General features: G+C 29.4%; 21 protein-coding genes and 5 tRNA genes. 19 read left to right on the top strand and 7 right to left on the bottom strand.

Translation table 11 applies throughout. The annotated features are described in order from the left end of the window. Positions 1 to 19: 19 nt before the first annotated feature. Genes FVE74_RS09410 through hrcA form a run of 3 tightly spaced genes read right to left on the bottom strand, consistent with a single transcriptional unit; the run spans position 20 to position 2,695 of the window. Positions 20 to 1,072: a hypothetical protein gene (locus FVE74_RS09410; protein WP_147004290.1), complete on the bottom strand. Its 1,053-nt coding sequence runs from the start codon at positions 1,070 to 1,072 to the stop codon at positions 20 to 22. 15 nt (positions 1,073 to 1,087) lie between these two features. After that, on the bottom strand, positions 1,088 to 1,663 hold the full coding sequence (gene grpE / locus FVE74_RS09405) for a nucleotide exchange factor GrpE (protein ID WP_147004289.1): 576 nt from the start codon (positions 1,661 to 1,663) through the stop codon (positions 1,088 to 1,090). 18 nt (positions 1,664 to 1,681) lie between these two features. Next, entirely contained in the window at positions 1,682 to 2,695 is a 1,014-nt protein-coding gene (hrcA, locus tag FVE74_RS09400) for a heat-inducible transcriptional repressor HrcA (protein ID WP_147004288.1), read from the bottom strand. A gap of 312 nt (positions 2,696 to 3,007) precedes the next feature. Here hrcA and FVE74_RS09395 point away from each other — a divergent pair, with 312 nt between their 5' ends. Continuing rightward, positions 3,008 to 4,705 (top strand): AAA family ATPase, encoded by a 1,698-nt coding sequence (locus FVE74_RS09395; RefSeq protein ID WP_147004287.1) that lies wholly within the window; start codon positions 3,008 to 3,010, stop codon positions 4,703 to 4,705. 235 nt (positions 4,706 to 4,940) lie between these two features. On the opposite strand, the gene FVE74_RS09390 is transcribed toward FVE74_RS09395, so the two are convergent. The 4 genes from FVE74_RS09390 to truA form a co-directional block, all read right to left on the bottom strand. Further along, positions 4,941 to 5,627, bottom strand: a complete 687-nt coding sequence (locus FVE74_RS09390) for an N-acetylmuramoyl-L-alanine amidase (protein ID WP_147004286.1) — start codon at positions 5,625 to 5,627, stop codon at positions 4,941 to 4,943. Between the two features lie 157 nt (positions 5,628 to 5,784). Beyond that, a complete protein-coding gene (locus FVE74_RS09385; protein ID WP_147004285.1) occupies positions 5,785 to 6,024 on the bottom strand; it encodes a hypothetical protein in 240 nt (79 codons plus the stop codon). Between the two features lie 207 nt (positions 6,025 to 6,231). Then, the gene (locus FVE74_RS09380) at positions 6,232 to 6,708 is read right to left on the bottom strand and encodes a GNAT family N-acetyltransferase (RefSeq protein ID WP_147004284.1); all 477 of its coding nucleotides are present in this window, start codon (positions 6,706 to 6,708) and stop codon (positions 6,232 to 6,234) included. Between the two features lie 42 nt (positions 6,709 to 6,750). Next, the gene (gene truA, locus FVE74_RS09375; RefSeq protein WP_147004283.1) at positions 6,751 to 7,509 is read right to left on the bottom strand and encodes a tRNA pseudouridine(38-40) synthase TruA; all 759 of its coding nucleotides are present in this window, start codon (positions 7,507 to 7,509) and stop codon (positions 6,751 to 6,753) included. Positions 7,510 to 7,673: 164 nt separating this feature from the next. Between truA and FVE74_RS09370 the strand changes: the two genes are divergently transcribed. From FVE74_RS09370 to FVE74_RS09285, 18 genes are all read left to right on the top strand, one after another. Beyond that, complete coding sequence (locus FVE74_RS09370; protein WP_147004282.1) at positions 7,674 to 8,159, top strand: HMA2 domain-containing protein; 486 nt, start codon at positions 7,674 to 7,676, stop codon at positions 8,157 to 8,159. Between the two features lie 26 nt (positions 8,160 to 8,185). Beyond that, on the top strand, positions 8,186 to 8,557 hold the full coding sequence (locus tag FVE74_RS09365) for an HMA2 domain-containing protein (protein WP_147004281.1): 372 nt from the start codon (positions 8,186 to 8,188) through the stop codon (positions 8,555 to 8,557). Between the two features lie 30 nt (positions 8,558 to 8,587). Then, a complete protein-coding gene (locus FVE74_RS09360; protein WP_147004280.1) occupies positions 8,588 to 10,771 on the top strand; it encodes a heavy metal translocating P-type ATPase in 2,184 nt (727 codons plus the stop codon). A 36-nt stretch (positions 10,772 to 10,807) separates the two neighbouring features. Continuing rightward, positions 10,808 to 11,554 (top strand): hypothetical protein, encoded by a 747-nt coding sequence (locus tag FVE74_RS09355; protein ID WP_147004279.1) that lies wholly within the window; start codon positions 10,808 to 10,810, stop codon positions 11,552 to 11,554. A gap of 151 nt (positions 11,555 to 11,705) precedes the next feature. Continuing rightward, positions 11,706 to 11,993 carry a hypothetical protein gene (locus FVE74_RS09350; RefSeq protein WP_147004278.1) on the top strand — a complete coding sequence of 96 codons (288 nt, stop codon included), beginning with the start codon at positions 11,706 to 11,708 and terminating at the stop codon, positions 11,991 to 11,993. 493 nt (positions 11,994 to 12,486) lie between these two features. Beyond that, positions 12,487 to 13,173 (top strand): 2,3-diphosphoglycerate-dependent phosphoglycerate mutase, encoded by a 687-nt coding sequence (gpmA, locus tag FVE74_RS09345; RefSeq protein ID WP_147004277.1) that lies wholly within the window; start codon positions 12,487 to 12,489, stop codon positions 13,171 to 13,173. A 320-nt stretch (positions 13,174 to 13,493) separates the two neighbouring features. Continuing rightward, positions 13,494 to 13,892, top strand: a complete 399-nt coding sequence (locus FVE74_RS09340) for a DUF2721 domain-containing protein (protein WP_147004276.1) — start codon at positions 13,494 to 13,496, stop codon at positions 13,890 to 13,892. Between the two features lie 120 nt (positions 13,893 to 14,012). After that, on the top strand, positions 14,013 to 15,353 hold the full coding sequence (gene glmU / locus FVE74_RS09335; RefSeq protein WP_147004275.1) for a bifunctional UDP-N-acetylglucosamine diphosphorylase/glucosamine-1-phosphate N-acetyltransferase GlmU: 1,341 nt from the start codon (positions 14,013 to 14,015) through the stop codon (positions 15,351 to 15,353). A gap of 57 nt (positions 15,354 to 15,410) precedes the next feature. Beyond that, a complete protein-coding gene (locus tag FVE74_RS09330) occupies positions 15,411 to 16,403 on the top strand; it encodes a ribose-phosphate diphosphokinase (RefSeq protein ID WP_147004274.1) in 993 nt (330 codons plus the stop codon). Further along, complete coding sequence (locus FVE74_RS09325) at positions 16,396 to 17,022, top strand: L-threonylcarbamoyladenylate synthase (protein WP_232053945.1); 627 nt, start codon at positions 16,396 to 16,398, stop codon at positions 17,020 to 17,022. The genes FVE74_RS09330 and FVE74_RS09325 overlap by 8 nt, the downstream gene beginning before the upstream one ends. A 21-nt stretch (positions 17,023 to 17,043) precedes the next feature. After that, positions 17,044 to 17,517 carry a viral A-type inclusion protein gene (locus FVE74_RS09320; RefSeq protein ID WP_147004272.1) on the top strand — a complete coding sequence of 158 codons (474 nt, stop codon included), beginning with the start codon at positions 17,044 to 17,046 and terminating at the stop codon, positions 17,515 to 17,517. 37 nt (positions 17,518 to 17,554) lie between these two features. After that, positions 17,555 to 18,763, top strand: coding sequence for a GspE/PulE family protein (locus FVE74_RS09315; protein ID WP_147004271.1), 1,209 nt, complete (start codon positions 17,555 to 17,557; stop codon positions 18,761 to 18,763). A 233-nt stretch (positions 18,764 to 18,996) separates the two neighbouring features. Further along, a tRNA-Pro gene (locus tag FVE74_RS09310) sits at positions 18,997 to 19,073 on the top strand. Positions 19,074 to 19,086: 13 nt separating this feature from the next. Further along, positions 19,087 to 19,162 (top strand) — tRNA-Gly (locus FVE74_RS09305). Positions 19,163 to 19,192: 30 nt separating this feature from the next. Next, a tRNA-His gene (locus FVE74_RS09300) sits at positions 19,193 to 19,268 on the top strand. A gap of 6 nt (positions 19,269 to 19,274) precedes the next feature. Then, positions 19,275 to 19,350 (top strand) — tRNA-Lys (locus FVE74_RS09295). A gap of 23 nt (positions 19,351 to 19,373) precedes the next feature. Continuing rightward, positions 19,374 to 19,457, top strand: a tRNA-Leu gene (locus tag FVE74_RS09290). A 184-nt stretch (positions 19,458 to 19,641) separates the two neighbouring features. Then, positions 19,642 to 21,807: a Tex family protein gene (locus tag FVE74_RS09285; protein ID WP_147004270.1), complete on the top strand. Its 2,166-nt coding sequence runs from the start codon at positions 19,642 to 19,644 to the stop codon at positions 21,805 to 21,807. Positions 21,808 to 22,141 lie beyond the last annotated feature (334 nt).

Raw genomic sequence — 22,141 nt, 5'->3', positions numbered from 1 at the left:
TATCATTCTCCTTTAAAATTTATAATTTTGATATTTCATTTTTTATTTTATTCTTAATATCTTTTATTACTTGTTCTATTTTTAATAATTTTTCATCATAAGATGATTCTACCATTTTTTCGAATCTGTATTTATTTTTTAATTTCTCTATCACTTTTGCATAATCACTGTTTTCAGTCAAAATATTTTTTTCATGTACAGGTATAACTATACCATTTTCTATTATAATTTGTTTTATTGGATTAAATTTTATTACAATTTTAAATCCTTTATCATCTGTTGCAATATATGGAAATATTATATCTTCATTCATAACAAAATCTTCCTCTATAAATCTTAAATGAAATAAATCCCATGATCTATTTCTTATTTTTTCTAATACATCTTTTGTCAAATTATCTATCTTAAAAAATTTTGGACAAAGTTCTGTATTATCTTTCAAATATTCCATACATAGAAGAGTTTCATTTTCCAGATATACACCTATTCTTTCAATGAAATCTATTAATTCTTGTATATATTTTTTCTTAGCATATTTATTGGCTATCTTAATTATTTTTATATAAAATGAATATAATACCATTGCATATATCGTATTATATACTAACAAATATTTTTTATTACCATTAATTTCCTCAATTATACTCCAATATTTATTTACTTCATTACCAATACTATCTTTTTCAATATTCGTGCTATATTTTCTAGCAAAATTCTCATAATTTTTCAATGTTTGAATTATAATGTCTCTATCTTCTTGTAACTTCAATTTTTTCTTACCAGCATTTTCCCATATATATGGGAAAATATTCCATGTATATTCCATATTTTGAAATAAACTTATAAAAGAATTTTTATCTTTTAAATTCATTTTATCCAAAACTGTAAATTTACCAATAATATTACTATCTAAAAAAATTTCCTTACTGTAATAAATTTTAGGTTTTGATTTAGCAGTGTCATAATTTGCTAAAGAAGAGATTTCTATTTCTCCTATATTTTGAGTCTTTATGTTATTATTTTCAAAATATATATTTATTTGATCTTTACTATTTTTCTTTAATTTTCTCATAATATACTTCTCTCGTTATTTCTTATTAACTGTTACCATCGCTGGTCTTATAACTTTCCCTTTCAATTTATATCCTTTTTGAAACACTTTCACAATAACATCATTGTCTAAATTTTCCACATTTTCAGTCATCATCGCTTGATGTTCATAAGGATTAAATTTCACACCTTCCGCTGCTTCCAATTCTTCAACACCTTCTTCAGTCAAAAGATTTCTCAGATTTCTCAAAATCATATTAACTCCTTCAACCAATGCGTCAAAGTTTTTAGTTTCAGCAGAAGCTTGTTCAGCTCTTTCTAAATTATCAATATTATCTAATAATTTTGTAATAATTCCTTCAGAAGCATATTTTTTCATTTCAGCAACTTCATTTTCTTTTCTTTTTGTGAAGTTTTGAAATTCAGCTAATTTTCTTGTATAAGAACTTTTCCATTCTTCCAAGTCCTTTTCAAGTTTTGCGATTACTTCTTCAGGTGTTTCTTCTTTAACTTCTTTTTCAGAATCATCAGCTTTAGCTTCTTTAGTTTCTTTATCTAGTGTTTCTTTTGATTCTTTGTCTTTAGCTTCTTTTTCTAAATCTTTTTCAGACATTTAAAAACCCCGCTCTCTTTATTGTTTATTTTTTTGATTTAATAATTGATTTACTTCTTCTGCTACATATTCAACTAATCCAACTGTTTTTGAATATTCCATCCGCTTTGGCCCAATTACACCGATAATTCCTCTTGCATTATTTAACGTATAAACTGAAAACACGAATGAGAAGTCTTCAAGTCCTGCAATTTTCAAATCTTCTCCAAAAATTACATTTACCTCTCCATCCTTAAACTCTTCCATTTGCAAAAACTGTGAAAATACATTTCGCAAATCATTTGGGTTATTAAACAATTTTACACGATTTATAATGTTCATAATATCAGATGTATTGTTTTCAATAAGATTCGTTCCGCCTTCAAAAAATAACTTTCCTTCATCTGAAATCCCGTTGCCTTGAAAATCGCTTTGTGAAAATAAATTTGTATTTGTGAAAAAATCCTTTAAATCAGATAATGTAAAATACTGACTATTTACAATTTTTTCATTTAAAAAATTATTTATTTTCTCAACTTCGCTTTCAGTTACAGGATTTTCCAAAAAGATATTCAAATTTTTTGTAAGGGATGAATTCATTACAACCACAGCAAGTACAGTCGTGTCATTAATATGCACCAGTTTTACTTTTTTTACACCTTCCTGCGTAAATGCCGGCTCTAAAACGACTCCAGCATATTGACTAATCTTTGACAATAACCTGGATGTTTCTTCAAATATCATATCAATTTGATTCATCCGTTTATTGTACGCCTGCATGACTTTCGCCTTTTCTTCTTGGGAAATATCCCTAATTTTCAAAAGCTCATCGACATACAGCTTATATCCTTCACTTGTCGGAATACGTCCAGAAGATGTATGTGTTTTTGCAATCAGACCCTTATCTTCCAAATCTGCCATTGTATTTCTGATAGTGGCTGAAGACACTCCAATATTATATTTCTTCTCAAGTGTCCGTGATCCCACGCTCTCGCCAAATTCCAGATAATGTTTGATAATAGCCTTTAAAATTAATTGCTCTCTATCATTCATCTCGGCACCTTCCTTATTTTTTGTTAGCACTCTCTAACTTAGGTTGCTAACTACAAATATATAATATTACATTTTTTCAAATTTGTCAACACTTTTTTTAAAAAATTTAATTAAAATCAAAAAAGCATTATAAATAGGCTATTTGTGACAATTTTAAATAATTAAATAAATAACCATTTCCAATTGATAGATTAAATTTCATAAAAAAATTTTATAATAAATTTACTAAAAAGTATAAAATAATGTAATTGACAAAATGTTTATATTTTTGATAAAATTGAAAAAAGTATTAAAAAAAAAGGGGGAATTATTATGAAAAAAAGGAAAAAGAAATTACCGATTGGATTGTCTGATTTTAAAGAAATTATAGAATACGATTATTATTATTTTGATAAAACTAAATTTATTGAAAATATTTTAGAAGATCGTTCAAAAGTAAAATTATTCACTCGTCCAAGACGATTTGGGAAAACACTGAATATATCGATGTTGAAATATTTTTTTGATGTTAAAAATAAAGATGAAAACAAAAACTTATTTGAAGGACTTAATATTTCTAAAAGTGAATATTTTAATAAACAAGGGGAGTTTCCCGTAATTTCAATTTCATTTAAAGATTATAATGAAAAAAACTGGAAAAGCGGATTTAGAGAAGTTAAAGGAATTATTGAAAGGCTTTATACAAAATATAAATTTTTAACTGAAAAAATGGACGAAATTGAGATTGAAAAATTTAATTCAGTAAGAAGAACTTTAGATTTAGCAGATTGGAAAAATTCTTTGTTAAATTTGTCAAAATATTTGTATGAATATTATGGGAAAAAGGTGATTGTATTAATTGATGAGTATGATCAGCCAATAATAAATTCCTATATAAATGGTTATTACAACGAAACTATTGATTTTTTCAAAAGTTTTTACGGATCTGTTTTGAAGGATAATGAATATCTTGAAATGAGTGTAATAACTGGAATTTTAAGAGTTGCGAAGGAAAATATTTTTTCAGGGTTGAATAATTTGGAAGTTCATACGATTTTGGATAGTGAATTTACGGAATATTTTGGGATTATGGAAGATGAAGTTGAAGAGGCTTTGAAAGATTTTAATTTGGAATATGAGTTGGAAGATGTTCAAAAATGGTACAATGGTTATTTGTTCGGAGATACAAAAGTGTATAATCCTTGGTCGATTATTAATTTTTTGAAAAAGGGGAAATTGCGACCTTATTGGGTGAATACGAGCGGTAATGGATTGATTCAGTTATATTTGGAAAAATTGAAGAATGAGATTTTTGATGAGTTTTCAAGACTTTTAAATAAAGAAAATATTTTTGAAACGATTAATGATAGTATGACTTTTGGAAATTTAGAAGCTAATTTTGAGAAAAATATATGGAACTTATTTTTTCATAGTGGATACTTAACTTTAGCCAAAAAAAACGATGAAGATGAAGAAGAAGTTTATTTGAAAATTCCAAATGAAGAAATTTTGAAGATGTTTTCTAAAATGTTTATAGAAGTTTATTTTAGAGATTCTAATAATTTTTCAAAATTTACTAATGCATTAAAAAGTGGAGATATTGAAAAATTTAAATTTGAACTGAATAAAATTTTATTGGAAAATACTGGAATTTTTGATGTAAATGGAAATTATAAAGAGCAATTTTATCATGGATTGATGTTGGGGTTGATTTTGAAATTAAGAAATGAATATGAAATTACATCAAATGGCTTTGCAGGAAAAGGTAGATATGACTTGCTTTTGAAACCTAAAAATATTTTAGGAGGAAGAGAAGGAATAATTTTTGAGTTAAAAATTGTGAATTTAGTTGAAAAATTAGAAAAAGATAATTTAAAAGAGAAACTTGAGAAAGAATGTGAGATTGCATTAAGACAAATTGATGAAAAAAAATATTCTTCAGTTTTGAGAAACGCTGGGGTTGAGAAAGTTTTAAAGATTGGGATTGCATTTTTGGGGAAAGAATTTGAAGTGAAATTTGATAGAGATTAGTTGAAATGAAGTGGAAAAACTATTAAATTTTAAATAAGATTAGATGTTAAAAAATAAAGGCTGTTTTGGAATTAGCAGCCTTTTTATAGTGAAAAAAATTTTTGGATTTTAAGAAATATTATTTTATTTTTAAAAATTAAATAATGAGGTATAATATTAGTGAATTAATCTTTATATAAAAAAGTCTGCCAATTATGACAGATTTTTTTATTGTTCAAATTAAAATAAAATTTTGTTATTTTTCTCTAAAATACTTTTCAATCCCATTTACAATCCCTTCTACCATCACATTTTGGAAGTCAGGAGAAGCCATTTTTCTGTCTTCCTCAGGATTTGTCATGAATCCCATTTCTAGTAATGTGTTTGTAACTGTTGACCAGTTTGTTCCTGTCAGGTCATCTCTGTAGGAAACGCCTCGGCTTTTGAAGCCTGTTGCTTTTGTGTATTCTGACAGGATTGCTTTTGAGAATTTATCACTTGATTGCTGTACGCTTTTTGTGTACGGATTTTTAGATGATGATGTAAGTACAGTTGCTCCTCTGTTACTGCTTCCTCCTGCATCTGCATGTAATCTTAAATATACATCACAGCCTTCTTTATTTGTCATTAGGGCTCTTTCTTTGTTGCTTATATTTACATCATTTTTTTCTCTTACCATAAATACTGAGTATCCTTTATCCTTTAAAGCATCTCTTAATTTTAAGCCTACTTCAAGGGCTAACTGATATTCAGGCTTTTTAGTTGCAACACCTCTTGTTCCGTAAGCTACTTTTGTTTTTCTTTTGCTTGAACCAGGAGCCACTTCTTCTGTTTGCATATTTCCCTTTGCTTGGTGTCCTGGATCGATACATACTTTTTCAGCTGCATTTGCCAATCCTGAAATGCTGCTAATTAAAATTGCTAATTTTAATAATAATTTCATAGTTGATTCCTTTCTTTTTTTATTTTTAAATTTATTTATTTTATTATTTGAGTATAAAAATTAGATTTTTAATGTTTATTGTCTGGTAAAAATAGAAATTTCTAAAATTACTAAAAAGTATTGGAAATTTTTTGACTTAGTTTGTTACAAAATAAATTTAATTGTAGAGATATTCATTTCCTGTGAAGTACAGGTTTTTATATCCATTTCCTTCAAAATATACTCTGTAAACGCTTCCATATGCAGCTGATGCAAAAGGATGGCCGCTAAAATTAAATCTTTTTCCTGATTTTAAACTTACGCAAGTATTATCTGACACTATTTTGCAACGTTCTACGTATCTTGAGAAACTAAGAACGCTAAATAATAAAAATATTCCTAATATTAATTTTTTCATAATTAATCACTCCTCAATATAATTTTATGGGGGGTATTACAATTAATATATTTAGTAATTTTAAAATTTTGATTAATTTTTACCAAACAATAAAAGTGTTCCTCAAATTTTAAATACATAAAAATTAAGGTGCATTATATTATATCCTAATTATATTTGATTACCATTTTAATTTCATTATATAAAAGTTAATGAAAAATATAATTATTATTTTATCGAATATCTCATCAAGTATCGTTCAACATTGTCCCCATATTCATTATCTAAATTATCTACTATTTCAAATCCCAATTTTTCATAAATTCTTTTCGCAGTAAAGTTATCCATATCAACAGTAAGTTCTATTTTTTTTATTCCCATTTCCTTCAAAGTTTCCATTACAAATTGAAGAAGTATTCTCGCATATCCGTTTTTTTGAAATTTTGGGACAGTAGAAACTCCATAAACATAAGCAATTTCCCTGTCAAAACTGCTTAAAACCTCAATAACCGACATTAATTCATCCTTACTGTCTTTATCATCGCTTAACATTGCAAAAACTTTTCCATATTTGGCAAATGGCTTAATATTCCAGTTCCCAACGGTTGCTTCTCCAAAAACTTTGTTTTCATGTTCTACAATTTTAAATAACAAATCTGAATCTTTTTTTGCATCCAGAATTTTTATTTTATAATTTTTTTCCATAAAATCTCTCTTTCTTTTTTTCTTTTTTTTAATAATAACTTTTTAGTAATTCACTTTATACAGATATAACCCTTCTGAAGGTGCTAAAATCTTTTTATTATCAGCATCAGGATTTTTTAGCCTTTTTATAATATAATTTTCTTTTTCTTTTCCAAAATAAACAGCAAGTGCTGAGCCAATCATAATTCTGACCATAGTTTTTAAAAATCCATTTCCGCAAATTTCAATATTTACCTGATTTTTCCCGAATTTTTTATCATAATAGCATTTTATATAAAAAATTTCTCTCACAGGATTTCTATAAGCCTTATCCTTTTTCATAAAACTGCTGAAATCGTGTTTTCCAATAAAGGAGTCCATTATTTTCTGAAATTTTTCCACCTCCACTTTTTCTTTAAGACCAGTTATGTAATTTGACTCAAATGGCGTAATATCCTTCTCTGCTCTCATAATATATAAATAAGCTCGATTTTTAGCATCAAAACGTGCATTAAAATTTTCATTTGCTTCTGTGATATTTAAAATTTTAACCTCACCTTTTAAAGATTTATTAATTTGCCTTTTTATTGCTTCCAGAGGAATATTGCCGTCAATTAGAAAATTAGAAACTTGTTCCATTGCATGAACTCCCTTGTCAGTCCTTCCTGAAGAAATCATATTTATATTTTGGGAAAATGCTTTTAAAATTATTTTTTCAATTTCTCCTTGAACAGTTTTTACGTTATTATCCTTTTGCCTTTGAAATCCCAAAAACTTGCTTCCATCATATTGATAAATGATTTTTACATTTCTTTTTTTCATATTTTTCCTTTTTATTTTTCTTTTTTCTTTTTTATATTGTATCGTTAATTTTGTCTAAAGTAAAGGTAAAAATAAAAATTTAGAAAGATTATGAAGAAAATCTATCTTGTAATTTAAAATGAAAAGGTATATAATGAATTATAAAAAAGGTTAAGGAGTCGGTTATGTTACAAAGTTTTTATGGCGTTATTCAAGTGAAACATTATCAAAATGGGCGTTTGCGGTTGCAGACAGAAGTGCTGAAGGATGACGAGGAGCTAAAAAAGGAATTTTTAAATAATATTCGTAAAATAGAAGGAATAAATTCCGTGGAAGTTAATTCTGTTACTGGAAGTATTCTGATTTATTTTGATGAAAAAGTTATTGAAAGTTCTTTTTTGTATTTGGTAGTGTTGAGATTGCTTCATTTGGATGAGGAAGCCTTGAAGAATAAACCTGGGAGAATAAAAGAGTTGTTAAAGCAGATATTTGAATCAGCAGATATGGCTGTTTATAACAAGAGTAAAGGTTATTTGGATTTGAAGACATTAACTGCAGGTATTTTTATTTTTTATGGAATAAAAAAATTATGGAAAGTTCCAGGATTACCTAAAGGAGCTACATTGTTATGGTGGGCTTCTAGACTTTTATCAGACGAGAAAAGAAAATAGTAGACAAAAAATTGAAAGGGAAAAAGATGTTAGAAAATTTTTTTAGAACAACGTATCTGATGTTTAATCAGATAAAGGTAGTGCACAGTATTCCTGGAAGACTTAGGCTATTTGTTCCAAATTTATCAAAGGTTCCAGAGGAATTAAAAAAATATGATAATGAAGTAAAAAAACTGATTTTATCAAAAAAAGGGATAAAAAGTGTTGAATATTCGTATATAACGAATAAAATTTTGCTTTATTATGATCCAAATTTGATTTCAGAAAAGGAAATACTTGAATGGATGAACAAAGTTTGGAAAACGGTTATCAATCATCCTGAATTGTATGAAAATAAATCCTTGAAAGAAATAGAAGATAATCTGGAAATTTTTTATGATTTGATAAAAAAACTTTAAGTTTGTGGAATAAAAAGAAAGGAAAATTTTATGGCTGGTAGAAATTATTTGCTAAATTGTGAGATTTTGCATGAAATTCGTGGGAGAATTAGAATTCGTTCAAGAGCGTTAAAATATCTTGGCGTTCACAAAGAAGAAATAACAAAGCGTTTAATGCAAGTTCATTATATAAAAAGTGTTGAAATTTCAACTATTACAGGTTCTGTACTTATTTATTTTGATAACTTTTCGCTAACTGGAGAAAATTTTGTATCTTTGCTTCAAAATACATTGAATGGGTATTTGGTGGATATTTACAAAAATGATAAAAAACAAGCATCGAATAAATATGTGATAGAAAGACGATTACAGGAAGAATCACCAAAAGAAATTATGAAAAATATTGGAGTGGCAGTATTATTGCTTTTGCTTCCAGGTCCAAAAACGAAATTGACTGGAATTAGAAGATTATTTAATTACAAAACTATTTCAACAATTTCTTTGGCATTGCCTGTTTTAAAAAATGGAATTTTGTCATTGATTCAGAATAAGCGTCCGAATGCGGATACATTGAGTTCTACGGCGATTGTAAGTAGTATCGCTTTAGGAAGTGAGCGAACAGCTTTGACAATTATGATTTTAGAAAGAATTGCAGAACTTTTGACGGCTTATACTATGAAAAAAACTCGTGGCGTAATTAAAGATATGCTAAGTGTTGGAGAAAACTATGTTTGGAAAGCGTCTGAAGATGAAGACCAAGTGGCGAAAAAAGTTCCAATTGAAGAAATTAAAAAAGGTGATTTGATACTTGTTCAAACTGGAGAAAAAATAAGTGTCGATGGAACAATTGAAAAGGGAAGTGCGGTAATTGACCAATCGGCGATTACTGGAGAATATATGCCTGTTAAAAAGGAAACAGGACAGGAAGTTTTTGCTGGAACGCTTTTGAAAAGTGGAAATATCACTGTAAGAGCTGAAAAAGTTGGAGATGACAGAACGGCTTCAAGAATTATAAAATTGGTAGAAGATGCTTCGTTTAACAAAGCGGACATTCAATCTTACGCCGATGCATTTTCTGCACAGTTGATTCCGTTAAATTTCCTTCTTGCTGGAATAGTTTACGCTTCAACTAGAAATTTACAAAAGGCATTGAGTATGCTTGTAATTGATTATTCATGTGGAATAAGATTGTCGACAGCGACAGCATTTTCTGCTTCAATTAATACAGCTGCTAAAAACGGAATCTTGATTAAAGGAAGCAATTATTTGGAAGAACTTTCAAAGGCTGATACTGTAATATTTGATAAAACTGGAACAATTACAGAAGGAAAACCTAAAGTTCAAACAGTAAAAACTTTTGCTAAAAATATGAAAGATAATAGAATGATTGCATTAGCTGCGGCTGCTGAAGAAACTTCTACACACCCTTTGGCGAGTGCGATTTTAAACGAAGTAAGAAATAGAGGATTAAAAATACCACGACATAAAGAAGATGTAATTAGAGTGGCAAGAGGAATTGAAACTTATGTAAATAAGGATATTATTCGTGTGGGAAGCAGAAGATACATGGAAGAAAATAATATTTCGGTAGAGATGTCAGTTGATGTGGTAAAAGGAATGCAAAATAATGGAGAAATCGTTATTTATGTGGCTAAAAATGAGAATTTAATCGGTGTAATCGGAGTTTCTGATCCACCAAGAGAAAATATCAAAAAAGCTATGAACCGTTTGAGAAATCAAGGAATAGACGATATTGTGCTACTTACAGGAGACTTGAGACAACAGGCTGAAACTATTGCAAATAGTATGTCAATGGATAGATATGAATCTGAATTGTTACCAGAAGATAAGGCGAAAGATATTTTGAAATTCCGTTCAATCGGATCAAAAGTTATTATGATTGGAGATGGAATAAACGATGCTCCAGCTCTTTCTTACGCAAATGTAGGAATAGCACTTGGAAGCACTAGAACAGATGTTGCAATGGAAGCTGCCGATGTTACAATAACTTCTGACGATCCGTTGTTAATACCAGCTGTAATTGGTTTAGCTAAAAATACTGTAAAAATTATAAAACAAAATTTTGCGATGGCGATTGGAATAAACAGTTTTGCACTTGTATTAGGTGCGACAGGATTGCTACCAGCAATATATAGTTCAGTTTTACATAATTCAATAACAATTTTAGTAGTTGGAAATTCATTAAGACTTTTAAAATATGATGTCAATAAATAGAATTTTTGTGGCGTATCTGATTTTGGAGGAAATTATATGAAAAAATTAATTTTGACGGTATTGCATAAGTTACCGAATCGTGTCAGATTTAAAGTTTCACACGAAATTATTGACACAAAAAAATTTTTTGAAACAATAAAAGTTGGAGCAAAAAGTACAGCTTTACGATATAATAAAACTATAAATACATTGCTTATAACTTTTGAGCCAGAGGAAATTACGATTGATGAAGTGATTTATCGAACTGCGACAGCATTATCAGTTGAGCACGGCATGACTTCGGTAAAATTAGTGGAAGATTTTGAGGAAAAATCAATAGATTCGTTGTCTGTATATTCTGGAGCTGCGATTTTGCTTTCTTTCTTGTACGGACTTGGAAAAAGTAAAATTGAAAAATTACAATTGGATATAAACAATTTTACAGCGGGACTTACAACAGCGGCAATTATGGAACACGCCTATATGGAAACACAAAGAAAAGGTTTCTTTGACATTGAAATTTTACCAGCATTGTATCTTTTAAGATCCTATATGGCGAATAGATCAGTTACAGCAATAGCACTTATGTGGCTTACAACTTTTGGACGACACCTTGTATTAAATAATGTATCGAATAAAGAAGTGAGAATTTATCGGTTAAAAGCTGAAAATGGGAAATTCCATTATGTTGTGGATGTGAAAAATGATAAAACTATTGAGAATGTAAGTGATTTAATAGATCATATATTCTTTAGCAAGAGATCAGATGAAGATTCGGATGATAAATATATAGCTTTGAAATAAATTGTGATTTAAAGTAAAAGAATTTAACAAAAGATATCAAGAAATCACCAGATTCTACAAGTAGGAGTAATTCACATAGTTATAAAAAAATATTAATATATAATTATTTGAAAAAATATAATAAATAAATTAAAAATTTGGAGGTAATAAAATGATAAAATTCGGAAATATAAAGAAAGAGCATTTAGTGGGAGCGGCAGTTGGAGTAGGAACAGTTGCAGTTGGTTACTATTTATACAAAAAAAATCAAAGCAAAGTTGACAGTTTTTTAAGAAAACAAGGAATAAATATAAAAACATCTTCAGAAGCAACTTACGATAACATGAATCTTGAAGAATTGATGACAACAAAAGAACGTCTTGAAGATTTAATTGCTGAAAAAGAATTATCTACAAATACAGCTGTTTCAGAAACAGTTGTGGAAGTTGAAGAAAAATAGTTGATTTTTTAAGATTAAGCTGATAAAAATTAATTAAAATTAGAGTTTAAATAAATAACCAGTTGTAACTTTTGAGTTCAATTTTAAAGCAGTTTTGCTGCAATTAAATATAAAAAAGTTTATGAAATAGTGCAAGAATACTCGGAATTTTAGTTGTGAGATGAATTGCACGAAAATTTAGTAAGCATATGGAAAAATTTTAGTAGATAAAATGTAGAATATGTAATATAATATCTTTGATTGAAGACTGTAATGGAGTATTAAATATTCTAAAGAAAAGTAAAGTTGTGGACTTAAATGTTGTCCTATACAATAGGGGCGAGCTGAACACGCCTAAAAGAATAAGGATAGTTGTTGTGCTATCAAACTTCTTAGAAAATTTTTAAATACTTTTAAAGATTTTAAAACCCTGCGACTTTAGTCGTGGGAGGTTCAGGTTTTTAAGCATAAAATGCGTAACATTAATAAAAATATTATTTTAAGGAGGAAACTTATGAAATTAGTATTAATCAGACATGGTGAAAGCCAATGGAATTTGGAAAACAAATTTACTGGTTGGAAAGATGTGGATTTGAGTCCTAAAGGAGTTGAAGAAGCAAAAGCTGGAGGAAAAGCATTAAAGGAAAAAGGATTAGTTTTTGATGTTGCTTATACTTCTTACTTAAAAAGAGCTATCAAAACTTTAAATTATGTTTTGGAAGAATTGGATGAATTGTATATTCCAGTTTACAAATCTTGGAGATTGAATGAAAGACACTATGGTGCATTACAAGGATTGAATAAAGCAGAAACTGCTAAAAAATATGGAGATGACCAAGTGCTTATCTGGAGAAGAAGTTTTGATGTTGCACCACCTGCAATTGACAAATCAAGTGAATATTATCCAAAATCAGATAGAAGATACGCAGATTTAACTGATGAAGAAGCACCACTTGGAGAAAGTTTGAAAGATACAATTGCAAGAGTTTTACCTTACTGGCATTCAGATATTTCAAAAAGCTTAAAAGAAGGTAAAAATGTTATTGTAGCGGCTCATGGAAACAGCTTGAGAGCATTAATAAAATATTTGTTAAATATTTCAGATGAAGATATCTTGAAATTAAACTTAACAACTGGAAAACCATTAATTTTTGAAATAGATGAAAACTTGAACGTTGTTTCATCACCAGATTCTTTTTAGTTAAAGCATGATATAATTTTAGCAAGGATGAATTTAAATAATCCTTGCGTTTTTTGTATTTTTTAAAAATACAAGCTTGAAACTAATGTTGTAGCAGGACTGCTTTAAAATTGAACTTAAAACAACTGGTCTATTTATTTAAACTCTAATTTTAATTAATTTTTATCAGTTTATTAGGCATATTTTTTATTTAGTAATAGATTTCTGTTGGCTTTTATTTAGCAGTATTTTAAAACTTTTTGTTATCAAATAAATAAAATATTTTTTTATTTTTAAATGGATTTTAGAATAAAAATAAATTTTAAAGGAAGGTGAAAAATATGACTTTGGAAATAACTACACCTGCAGTTCTTTTTCCTACCGTATCTTTACTTTTGCTTGCATACACAAATAGGTTTCTGGCACTTACAGCGATTGTGAGGCAGATGGATTCAAGCGGGGAAGTGGAGCATGAGTTTTATCAAGTTAAAAATTTGAGAAAAAGGCTAAATTATATAAAAAAAATGCAGTATTTTGGAGTTTCAAGTCTGTTAATGTGTGCCATTTCTATGCTGTTTTTATTTCTTCAAATGGATTTTATTGGGAAAATAAGTTTTGGAATAAGTCTTGTATCGTTGATAGTTTCACTATTATTTTCACTTTTGGAAATTCAAATTTCGCTAGAAGCTTTGAGAATTCATTTGAATCATAATAGTGAGAGTGAGGAGAAAAATAAATAAAATTTTTTTATCATTTGACATAAATTAGAAAAAATTGATATAATTAGTGTGTAAAGTATAGTTTGAGTAAAAATTAAAGACAAATATTTTAATTGTTGATTATTAAATTAAGGAGGAAGGATGATTTCGGTAATTTTGGCGGCTGGAAAAGGGACTAGAATGAAGTCTGAGCAGTCTAAAGTTTTGCATAAGGTAAATGGTGTTCCAATGATTAGAAGAGTTGTAGATGTTCTTGAAAATATTGGGAATAAAAAAAATGTCTTTATTTTGGGGCATAAAAAGGAAGATGTGCTGGTTGAAATGGGAGATGTTGATTTTGTTACGCAAAGGGAGCAGCTTGGAACAGGACATGCGATTTTAATTGCAAAGGATAAAATTAGGGAATATGGTGAAGATGTGCTTATCACTTGTGGAGATACGCCTCTTTTAAAGGAAGAAACATTAAGAAACTTAAAAGATGCTTTTGATGAGAAAAAACTTGACTGTATTGTACTTTCCTGTAAAGTTAAGAATCCGTTTGGATATGGACGGATTGTTAAGGAAAATGGAAAAATTTCAAATATTGTTGAAGAAAAGGAAGCAGATGAAAATGAGAGAAAAATAGATGAAATTAATACAGGAGTCTATATTTTTAAAAATGAAAGTTTGCTTTATGCGATAGAGAAAATTGACAATAATAATTCAAAAGGTGAATATTATTTAACTGATGCCATAAAGATTTTAACAAGTGAAGGCTACAATGTTGACAGTTTTCAAATTGAAGATGAAGATGAAATTTTGGGAGTAAATTCTAAAGTTCAGTTGGCACAGGCAGAGAAAATTTTGAGAAATAGAAAAAATGTTGAACTGATGGATAGTGGTGTGATTTTGATTGATCCAGATACAGCTTACATTGAAGATAATGTTCAAATTGGGCAAGATACTATAATTTATCCAAATGTTACAATTCAAGGAAACACCAAAATTGGAAAAAACTGTGAAATCTTGGGAAATACTAGAATTGAAAATTCGGTAATTGCAGACAATGTAAAAATAGAAGCCTCTGTTGTTGAGCAGTCTATTCTTGAACAAGGAGTAACTGTTGGTCCATTTGCGCATCTACGTCCAAAAGCGTATTTAAAAGAAACTGCACATGTTGGAAACTTTGTGGAAATAAAAAATGCTACTCTTGAAAAAGGTGTAAAAACAGGACATTTAACTTATATTGGAGATGCTGAGATTGGGCAAGATACAAATGTTGGGGCAGGAACTATTACTTGTAACTATGATGGGAAAAATAAGCATAAGACAAAAATTGGAAAAAATGCATTTATTGGAAGTAATTCAATAATTGTAGCACCTGTAGAAATAGGAGATAAAGTCCTTACAGCTGCAGGTTCAGTAATTACAAAGGATATTCCTGATGAAGCACTTGCTTTTGGAAGGGCAAAACAGGTGAATAAAGAGAGAAAAAATAAATAGTTGGAAATAGGGAAATCTCAAAAAAATAAAAATATTAATGAGAGAAAGGGAAATAAAATGATAACATTAACCAAAGAAGACAAAGACAAAATTAGAGTATTTGCAGGAACATCAAGTGAAAAATTGGCAGAAAAGATTGTAAAATACCTAGATATGGATTTATCAGCTGCTGAAATCGTAAAATTTGCTGATGGAGAAACTTTTGCAAAGGCGAAACAAAGTGTACGTGGTTGTAAAGTATTTATTGTTCAGTCTACCTCAAAGCCTGTAAATGAAAGCCTTATGGAACTTTTAGTCTTTATCGATGCAATTAAAAGATCTTCAGCTAAGGAAATTATCGCTGTAATTCCTTATTATGGATATGCAAGACAAGATAGAAAGGCAAGTCCAAGAGAGCCAATTACATCAAAACTTGTTGCAAATTTGCTGACAGTTGCAGGAGCTACAAGAGTAATTACAATGGACTTGCATGCAAGACAAATTCAAGGATTTTTTGACATTCCAGTGGATCACATGGAAGCATTGCCAATTTTGGCAAAACACTTTATAAAATACGGATTTAGCCCAGAAGATACAGTTGTTGTATCGCCTGATGTTGGTGGAGTAAAAAGAGCTAGAGGACTTGCAAACTGGCTGCATACACCGCTTGCAATAATTGATAAAAGACGTGCCAAGGCGAATGTTTCAGAAGTTATGAATATTATTGGTGATGTAAAAGGTAAAAAAGCTATTTTGATTGACGATATGATTGATACAGCCGGAACAATTTGCAATGCTGCTCAAGCTTTAATTGACAAGGGCGCTTTGGAAGTTTATGGATGTGCAACACACGCTGTTTTCTCTGATCCTGCAGTTGAAAGATTAAAAAAATCAGCATTTACTGAAATTGTAGTAACAGATACTATTCAATTGCCTGAAGATAAAAAATTCGATAAATTAAAAATATTGACAACAAGTAAAATGTTTGCAGAAATAATAACTAGAATAGCTACAAATAATCCAATAAGCGGTTTATTTGAAATGCCAGTTGATGATGGAAATGATGACTAAGATTGATAAAGATAAAAAAAGTAAAATTGAAAAAGCTATAAAGATTTTAAGAAATGGAGGAGTTGCTGTATTTCCTACAGATACTGTCTATGGAATTGGCTCTCTTCCTGAAAAGAAAGCTGTTGAAAAAATTTATAAAATAAAAAAACGTGATTTTTCTAAAAAAATAATCGCATTAATTAGTAATAAGGAAATTTTGAAGGATCTGGTAAATGAAACTGAAGAAAATATGAAAAAAATTTCTAAAATTCTCAATGAATACTGGCCAGGAGAGCTGACAGTCATTTTTCGTGCAAATTGTAATTTTACACGGAAATTTGATGAAAATATGGAAACTGTTGGGATTCGGATTCCCAAAAATAAAATTGCTTTGGAAATAATAAAAGAATCTGGAGGAATATTATTGACTTCAAGCGCTAATATTTCAGGTGAAAGTTCGGTTAAAAAAATTGAGGATTTAAGTGAAGGATTACTAAAAAATGTGGATATTGTTATTCCAAATGAAGAATCAGAATTGACAGGGAAGCCGTCTACAATTGTAAAATTTGAAAATGGAGAGATTACGTTATTACGAGAAGGTAATATTTTATTTGAGAAAATAGTAAAAAAATTAAAATGATAAAAAAAGAAAGGAGAATTTATGGCAAAAATGGTAAATCCAAATACTGTTAGCAATATGGATTTAATAAATGCAAAATCACAGGCTAAAATGCAGCAGCTTGTGCAAAAAATTGGAAAAGGAAAAAGAAAAGTCAATGTTACATTTTCAAAAATGTCAAGAAGTTATTTGGTAAAACTGATTGAGGAAATGAGAAAAATGATGAGCCAATATGAAAAACAGCTGCCAAATGTATTTAACTTCTTTAAATATTTGGAAAATGAAGTTAAAATTACAAAGGCAAATAAAAAGGAAAAAACTAAAAATGTAAAATTGTCTTACGAAGAAGTTGACTTTTTTAAACTGCAGCTAAAGGAAACATTAAAAGGGATTGATGCTCAACGTGCGACTTTGAAGTGGTACAATCTAATTAAAAAGGGATTGTTTAAAACATTGAAAAAACAGACAGAATTGGTGCTGGAGGAGTTTAGCAGCGGAACTGTGAAAAAGAAATAATTGAAAATATAAAAGCGGGAAGGGAAAATTGAGGACAATGAATGAAAAAATAATTGAAAAGGCAAAACTAAAGGATGTTGTCGATAATAAAAAAAATAGTTTTTTATCAAAAGATACTGTTTCTTATTTAAATGAAATTGTAAAGACTGGATTTAAGGAGCGGGCTAGTGATATTCACGTGAAATTTGACTTGCTGGAAGGAATGGAAATAAAATACCGGGTTGACGGCTATCTGAAAGAAAGCCAGAAATTGTATGAAGCAGTGAATAGAAAAGTTCTTGAAAAAAATATTACAGAAATTATTGCCAGAATGAAAATTTTGGCTGGAATGAACGTTGCAGAGAAAAGAAAGCCACAAGATGGCAGCTTTTCTTTTTTATTAAATGCAAAAAATACAAATAAACGTTATGATATAAGGGCTGCCTATATGCCGACAGCTGGCGGGGAGACTATGGTTTTACGTATTTTGGAAAATTATTTAAAGGATATAAAACTTGAAACATTGGGATTTTCAAGTCAAAGCATTAAAATGTTAAATGAAACTTTAGATAGAAAATATGGAATGATTCTCGTAAGCGGGCCTACAGGTTCTGGGAAATCTACAACATTAAAATCCCTAATAAATATGCTAAATGATGGAAGAAAAAAAATCATAACCGTAGAAGATCCAGTTGAAAGCAAAATTAATGGAACTGTTCAAATACAGGTAAATCAAGAAATTGGAGTAACATTTTCTGAAGTTTTGAAAGCCACATTGAGAAATGATCCTGATATTATTGTAATTTCTGAAATTAGAGATGAAATTACTGCAGAAATAGCTGTAAGAGCTGCATTGACAGGACATCTTGTGATTTCCACAATTCACACAAATGATGCTGTTTCTACGTTAATTAGGCTAGTGGATATGGGAATTCCGAAATATTTGATACTAGATTCATTAATTGGAGTTATTGGACAGAGGCTAGTTGGAAAAAGATGTCAGAAGTGCATGGGAGAAGGCTGTGATGAATGTTCTAGCGGATATAGCGGAAGAATTTCAATAAATGAAATACTCGTGTTAAATCAAGATGTACGAAATATTTTGAAGGAGGACAATCACCTTGGATCTGAAACTAAAAATAAATTGAAGACTCTAAACCAAAAATATGAAAATCAGAAGTGTTTTATTGATTTTATGGAAGATGCTAATGAAAAAATTGAAAAGAAATTGATTTTTGAAAGAGAAAAGGGAACTATTATTTTTTAAAAATTATTAATCAGTATTATAAAATTTTTTGAAATTATATTTGTTTTGCTCAAACTCCAGATTGATTATATTTTAAAGGGGTTTGAGCATATTTTATAAAACTGGATTTTAGTTAAATTTAGAAATATGTAAAAAAAATTCAAAAAAAGTGTTGACATTAATTTGAAATTATGATATTATATTCCTTGTCCGAGAGTGATTGATGAAAATGAAAAAATCACTTGTTGAAGGGACGGTGTATAGCGCAGTTCGGTAGCGCACCTGCCTTGGGAGCAGGGGGTCGCAGGTTCAAATCCTGCTACACCGACCATTTTAGAAGTTTTGCGGGAGTAGCTCAGTTGGTAGAGCGTCAGCCTTCCAAGCTGAATGTCGCGAGTTCGACCCTCGTCTCCCGCTCCATTTTATTTAGAAAAAAAATTCATATATATGGTGATCGTAGTTCAGTTGGTAGAGCGCCAGTTTGTGGCACTGGTTGTCGCGGGTTCAAGTCCCGTCGATCACCCCATAATATGAGCCATTAGCTCAGTCGGTAGAGCACTTGACTTTTAATCAAGGTGTCACTGGTTCGATCCCAGTATGGCTCACCATTTGTTAAAATAAAATTTTTTTTGCGAGAGTGGCGAAATTGGTATACGCACTAGACTTAGGATCTAGCGTCTTCGACATGTGGGTTCGAGTCCCACCTTTCGCACCATTTAAATAAATTAGTTTATTAATATCAGCACTTTAAAAGGTTGGTATTTTTTTTTACAAATATTTTCCTTTAAAATTTTCAATTCATCTATAAAATTATTCAACTGGTTATTTTTTACAAATTATGTTAAAATAGTTTTGATAAATTTAAAATAAAAAATTAAACTGTAAATGGAGGAAAGTAATTGGATATTTTAAAAAATGTAGCAGATGAACTGAATTTTAACGAGTCACAAGTGGAAAATACTGTGAAACTTTTTGATGAAGGCGCAACAGTACCATTTATTGCACGTTATAGAAAAGAAGTTACAGGTAATTTGGATGAGGAGCAAATTAGGGATGTAATTGAGAAAGTTACTTATTATAGAAATTTGGAAAAGAGAAAAGAAGAAGTTTTAAGACTTATAGAAGAGCAGGGAAAATTGACTGGTGAACTGAAAAATAGCATAACTTGTGCAACAAAACTTCAGGAAGTGGAAGATCTTTATTTACCTTACAAAAAGAAGAAAAAAACGAAGGCGGATATTGCGAAAGAGCAAGGGCTAGAACCTTTGACAGAATTTGCGTTGATGCCGACAACTACTTTTGAGATGTTAGAGAAAGAAGCGGAAAAATATTTGAGTGAAGAAGTTTTGTCGATTGAAGATGCGATTAATGGAGTGCATTTGATTATTGCGCAAAATATTTCAGAAGATGTGAAAATAAGGGAATTCTTGAGAGATAAAATTTCAGAATTTGGAATTTTGGCTTCTAAAGTTGTGGAGAAAAATAAGGAAAATGATGAAAAAGGGGTTTATCAGGATTACTATGATTATTCGGAGCTTGTTAAAAAAGCGGCTTCTAATAGAATTTTGGCGATAAATCGTGGGGAAAAAGAAAAAATATTAAAAGTTGACATTGAAATTGACGAAAAAACTGAAAAATTTATAATGGACTTTATTTTGGATACTTTTGAAAATAAAAATTTAGTTGAATTTTTGAGTGAAGTTATAAAAGATTCACTGGATAGACTGGCTTATCCGTCGATAAAAAATGAAGTGAGAAATATTTATACTGAAAAAGCTGAGGAAGAAGCGATTAATATTTTTTCTGAAAATTTAGAAAAACTTCTTTTACAACCGCCTTTGAGTAAAAAAACATTGATGGGCCTTGATCCTGGTTATAGAACAGGTTGCAAACTGGTAATTATTAATAAAGACGGTTTTTATGAAACAAACGATGTGCTTTTCTTGGTTGAAGGAGTGCATAATCCAAAACAGCTTGAAACGGCAAAGAAAAAAATATTGGATTACATAAAAAAATACGATGTTGATATTATTGCAATTGGAAATGGGACAGCTTCTCGTGAAACTGAAAGTTTTGTGGCAAATGTTATAAAAGAGGCGTCAAAACCTGTATCATACTTGATTGTAAGTGAAGCAGGAGCTTCAGTTTATTCAGCTTCAAAAATTGCAATTGAGGAGTTTCCTGATTTGGATGTAACGGCGAGAGGAGCGATTTCGATTGCTAGAAGAATTCAAGATCCGATGGCTGAGCTTGTAAAAATTGATCCAAAATCAATTGGAGTTGGAATGTATCAGCATGATGTAAATCAAAAAAAATTGAATGAAACATTGGAACAAACGATTGAGCATGTTGTAAATAATGTTGGAGTCAATATTAATACGGCTTCTTGGGCATTACTTAGTTTTGTTTCAGGAATTAAGAAAAATGTAGCAAAAAATCTTGTAGACTATAGACATGAAAATGGAGATTTTAAGGATAGGAAAGAATTGAAAAAGGTAAAAGGGCTTGGAACGAAGGCGTTTGAACAAATGGCAGGATTCGTTGTAGTGCCTAATAGTAAAAATCCTTTGGATAATACGATAATCCATCCAGAATCGTATCATATTGCTGAAACTATTTTGAAGGAAGCAAATTGTAAGGTTGACGATTTAAAATTTGATTTGGATGAAGTTAGACAGAAATTGAAAACAGTGGATTTGGACAAAATTATAAAAGAAAATGATTTTGGACCACAAACTGCAAAAGATGTTTACGAAGCGTTGCTAAAAGATAGAAGAGACCCAAGAGATGAGTTTGAAAAACCATTATTGAGATCGGATATTTTAAATATGGATGATTTACAAGAAGGAATGGTTTTGGAAGGAACTGTGAGAAATGTCGCTAAATTTGGGGCTTTTGTGGATATAGGACTAAAAGGGGATGCACTGCTTCATATTTCTGAAATTTCTGACAAATTTGTTAAAGATGCAACAAAAGAGTTATCTGTGGGGCAAATTATTAAAGTTAAAATATTGTCGCTGGATAAAGAGCGTGGAAGAGTGGGACTTACGAGAAAAGGATTATAAAAAAATTTAAAAAAAATTAAAAAAGTGCAGATATTATAAAAAAATAAAAAATTTTTAAAAAAATATTTGTACTTTTTTGAAAAATTTGATAATATATAAGTGAGAAATTTGGGTTATTAAAAAGTTATAAATATTATTTTAAATTATAAACTTCTAATTTTTGCAATAGAAATGTTTAGAAACTTATGATTTTATTTATATCAAGTAGACAAGTCTCTTTGTCAAATGATCATAGTAAAATAGTTTATGTAGTTGTCAAGCAAGTCTAAAAAAATATAACCTAAAAAAATTTAAAGAATTTTTAAAAAACCAAATTAATTTTAAAAAGTAAAAT

It is taken from the genome of Leptotrichia wadei (assembly GCF_007990445.1).
GTDB lineage: Bacteria > Fusobacteriota > Fusobacteriia > Fusobacteriales > Leptotrichiaceae > Leptotrichia > Leptotrichia wadei_A.
Note: the sequence above shows the minus strand (reverse complement) of the source record. Positions and strands in the feature narration are given on the sequence as shown.

What these genes read in the sequence shown, in the direction of transcription:
- FVE74_RS09410 (WP_147004290.1), bottom strand. Translation starts at nt 1,072, where the DNA reads ATGAGAAAATTAAAGAAAAATAGTAAAGATCAAATAAATATATATTTT.
- grpE (WP_147004289.1), bottom strand. Translation starts at nt 1,663, where the DNA reads ATGTCTGAAAAAGATTTAGAAAAAGAAGCTAAAGACAAAGAATCAAAA.
- hrcA (WP_147004288.1), bottom strand. Translation starts at nt 2,695, where the DNA reads ATGAATGATAGAGAGCAATTAATTTTAAAGGCTATTATCAAACATTAT.
- FVE74_RS09395 (WP_147004287.1), top strand. Translation starts at nt 3,008, where the DNA reads ATGAAAAAAAGGAAAAAGAAATTACCGATTGGATTGTCTGATTTTAAA.
- FVE74_RS09390 (WP_147004286.1), bottom strand. Translation starts at nt 5,627, where the DNA reads ATGAAATTATTATTAAAATTAGCAATTTTAATTAGCAGCATTTCAGGA.
- FVE74_RS09385 (WP_147004285.1), bottom strand. Translation starts at nt 6,024, where the DNA reads ATGAAAAAATTAATATTAGGAATATTTTTATTATTTAGCGTTCTTAGT.
- FVE74_RS09380 (WP_147004284.1), bottom strand. Translation starts at nt 6,708, where the DNA reads ATGGAAAAAAATTATAAAATAAAAATTCTGGATGCAAAAAAAGATTCA.
- truA (WP_147004283.1), bottom strand. Translation starts at nt 7,509, where the DNA reads ATGAAAAAAAGAAATGTAAAAATCATTTATCAATATGATGGAAGCAAG.
- FVE74_RS09370 (WP_147004282.1), top strand. Translation starts at nt 7,674, where the DNA reads ATGTTACAAAGTTTTTATGGCGTTATTCAAGTGAAACATTATCAAAAT.
- FVE74_RS09365 (WP_147004281.1), top strand. Translation starts at nt 8,186, where the DNA reads ATGTTAGAAAATTTTTTTAGAACAACGTATCTGATGTTTAATCAGATA.
- FVE74_RS09360 (WP_147004280.1), top strand. Translation starts at nt 8,588, where the DNA reads ATGGCTGGTAGAAATTATTTGCTAAATTGTGAGATTTTGCATGAAATT.
- FVE74_RS09355 (WP_147004279.1), top strand. Translation starts at nt 10,808, where the DNA reads ATGAAAAAATTAATTTTGACGGTATTGCATAAGTTACCGAATCGTGTC.
- FVE74_RS09350 (WP_147004278.1), top strand. Translation starts at nt 11,706, where the DNA reads ATGATAAAATTCGGAAATATAAAGAAAGAGCATTTAGTGGGAGCGGCA.
- gpmA (WP_147004277.1), top strand. Translation starts at nt 12,487, where the DNA reads ATGAAATTAGTATTAATCAGACATGGTGAAAGCCAATGGAATTTGGAA.
- FVE74_RS09340 (WP_147004276.1), top strand. Translation starts at nt 13,494, where the DNA reads ATGACTTTGGAAATAACTACACCTGCAGTTCTTTTTCCTACCGTATCT.
- glmU (WP_147004275.1), top strand. Translation starts at nt 14,013, where the DNA reads ATGATTTCGGTAATTTTGGCGGCTGGAAAAGGGACTAGAATGAAGTCT.
- FVE74_RS09330 (WP_147004274.1), top strand. Translation starts at nt 15,411, where the DNA reads ATGATAACATTAACCAAAGAAGACAAAGACAAAATTAGAGTATTTGCA.
- FVE74_RS09325 (WP_232053945.1), top strand. Translation starts at nt 16,396, where the DNA reads ATGACTAAGATTGATAAAGATAAAAAAAGTAAAATTGAAAAAGCTATA.
- FVE74_RS09320 (WP_147004272.1), top strand. Translation starts at nt 17,044, where the DNA reads ATGGCAAAAATGGTAAATCCAAATACTGTTAGCAATATGGATTTAATA.
- FVE74_RS09315 (WP_147004271.1), top strand. Translation starts at nt 17,555, where the DNA reads ATGAATGAAAAAATAATTGAAAAGGCAAAACTAAAGGATGTTGTCGAT.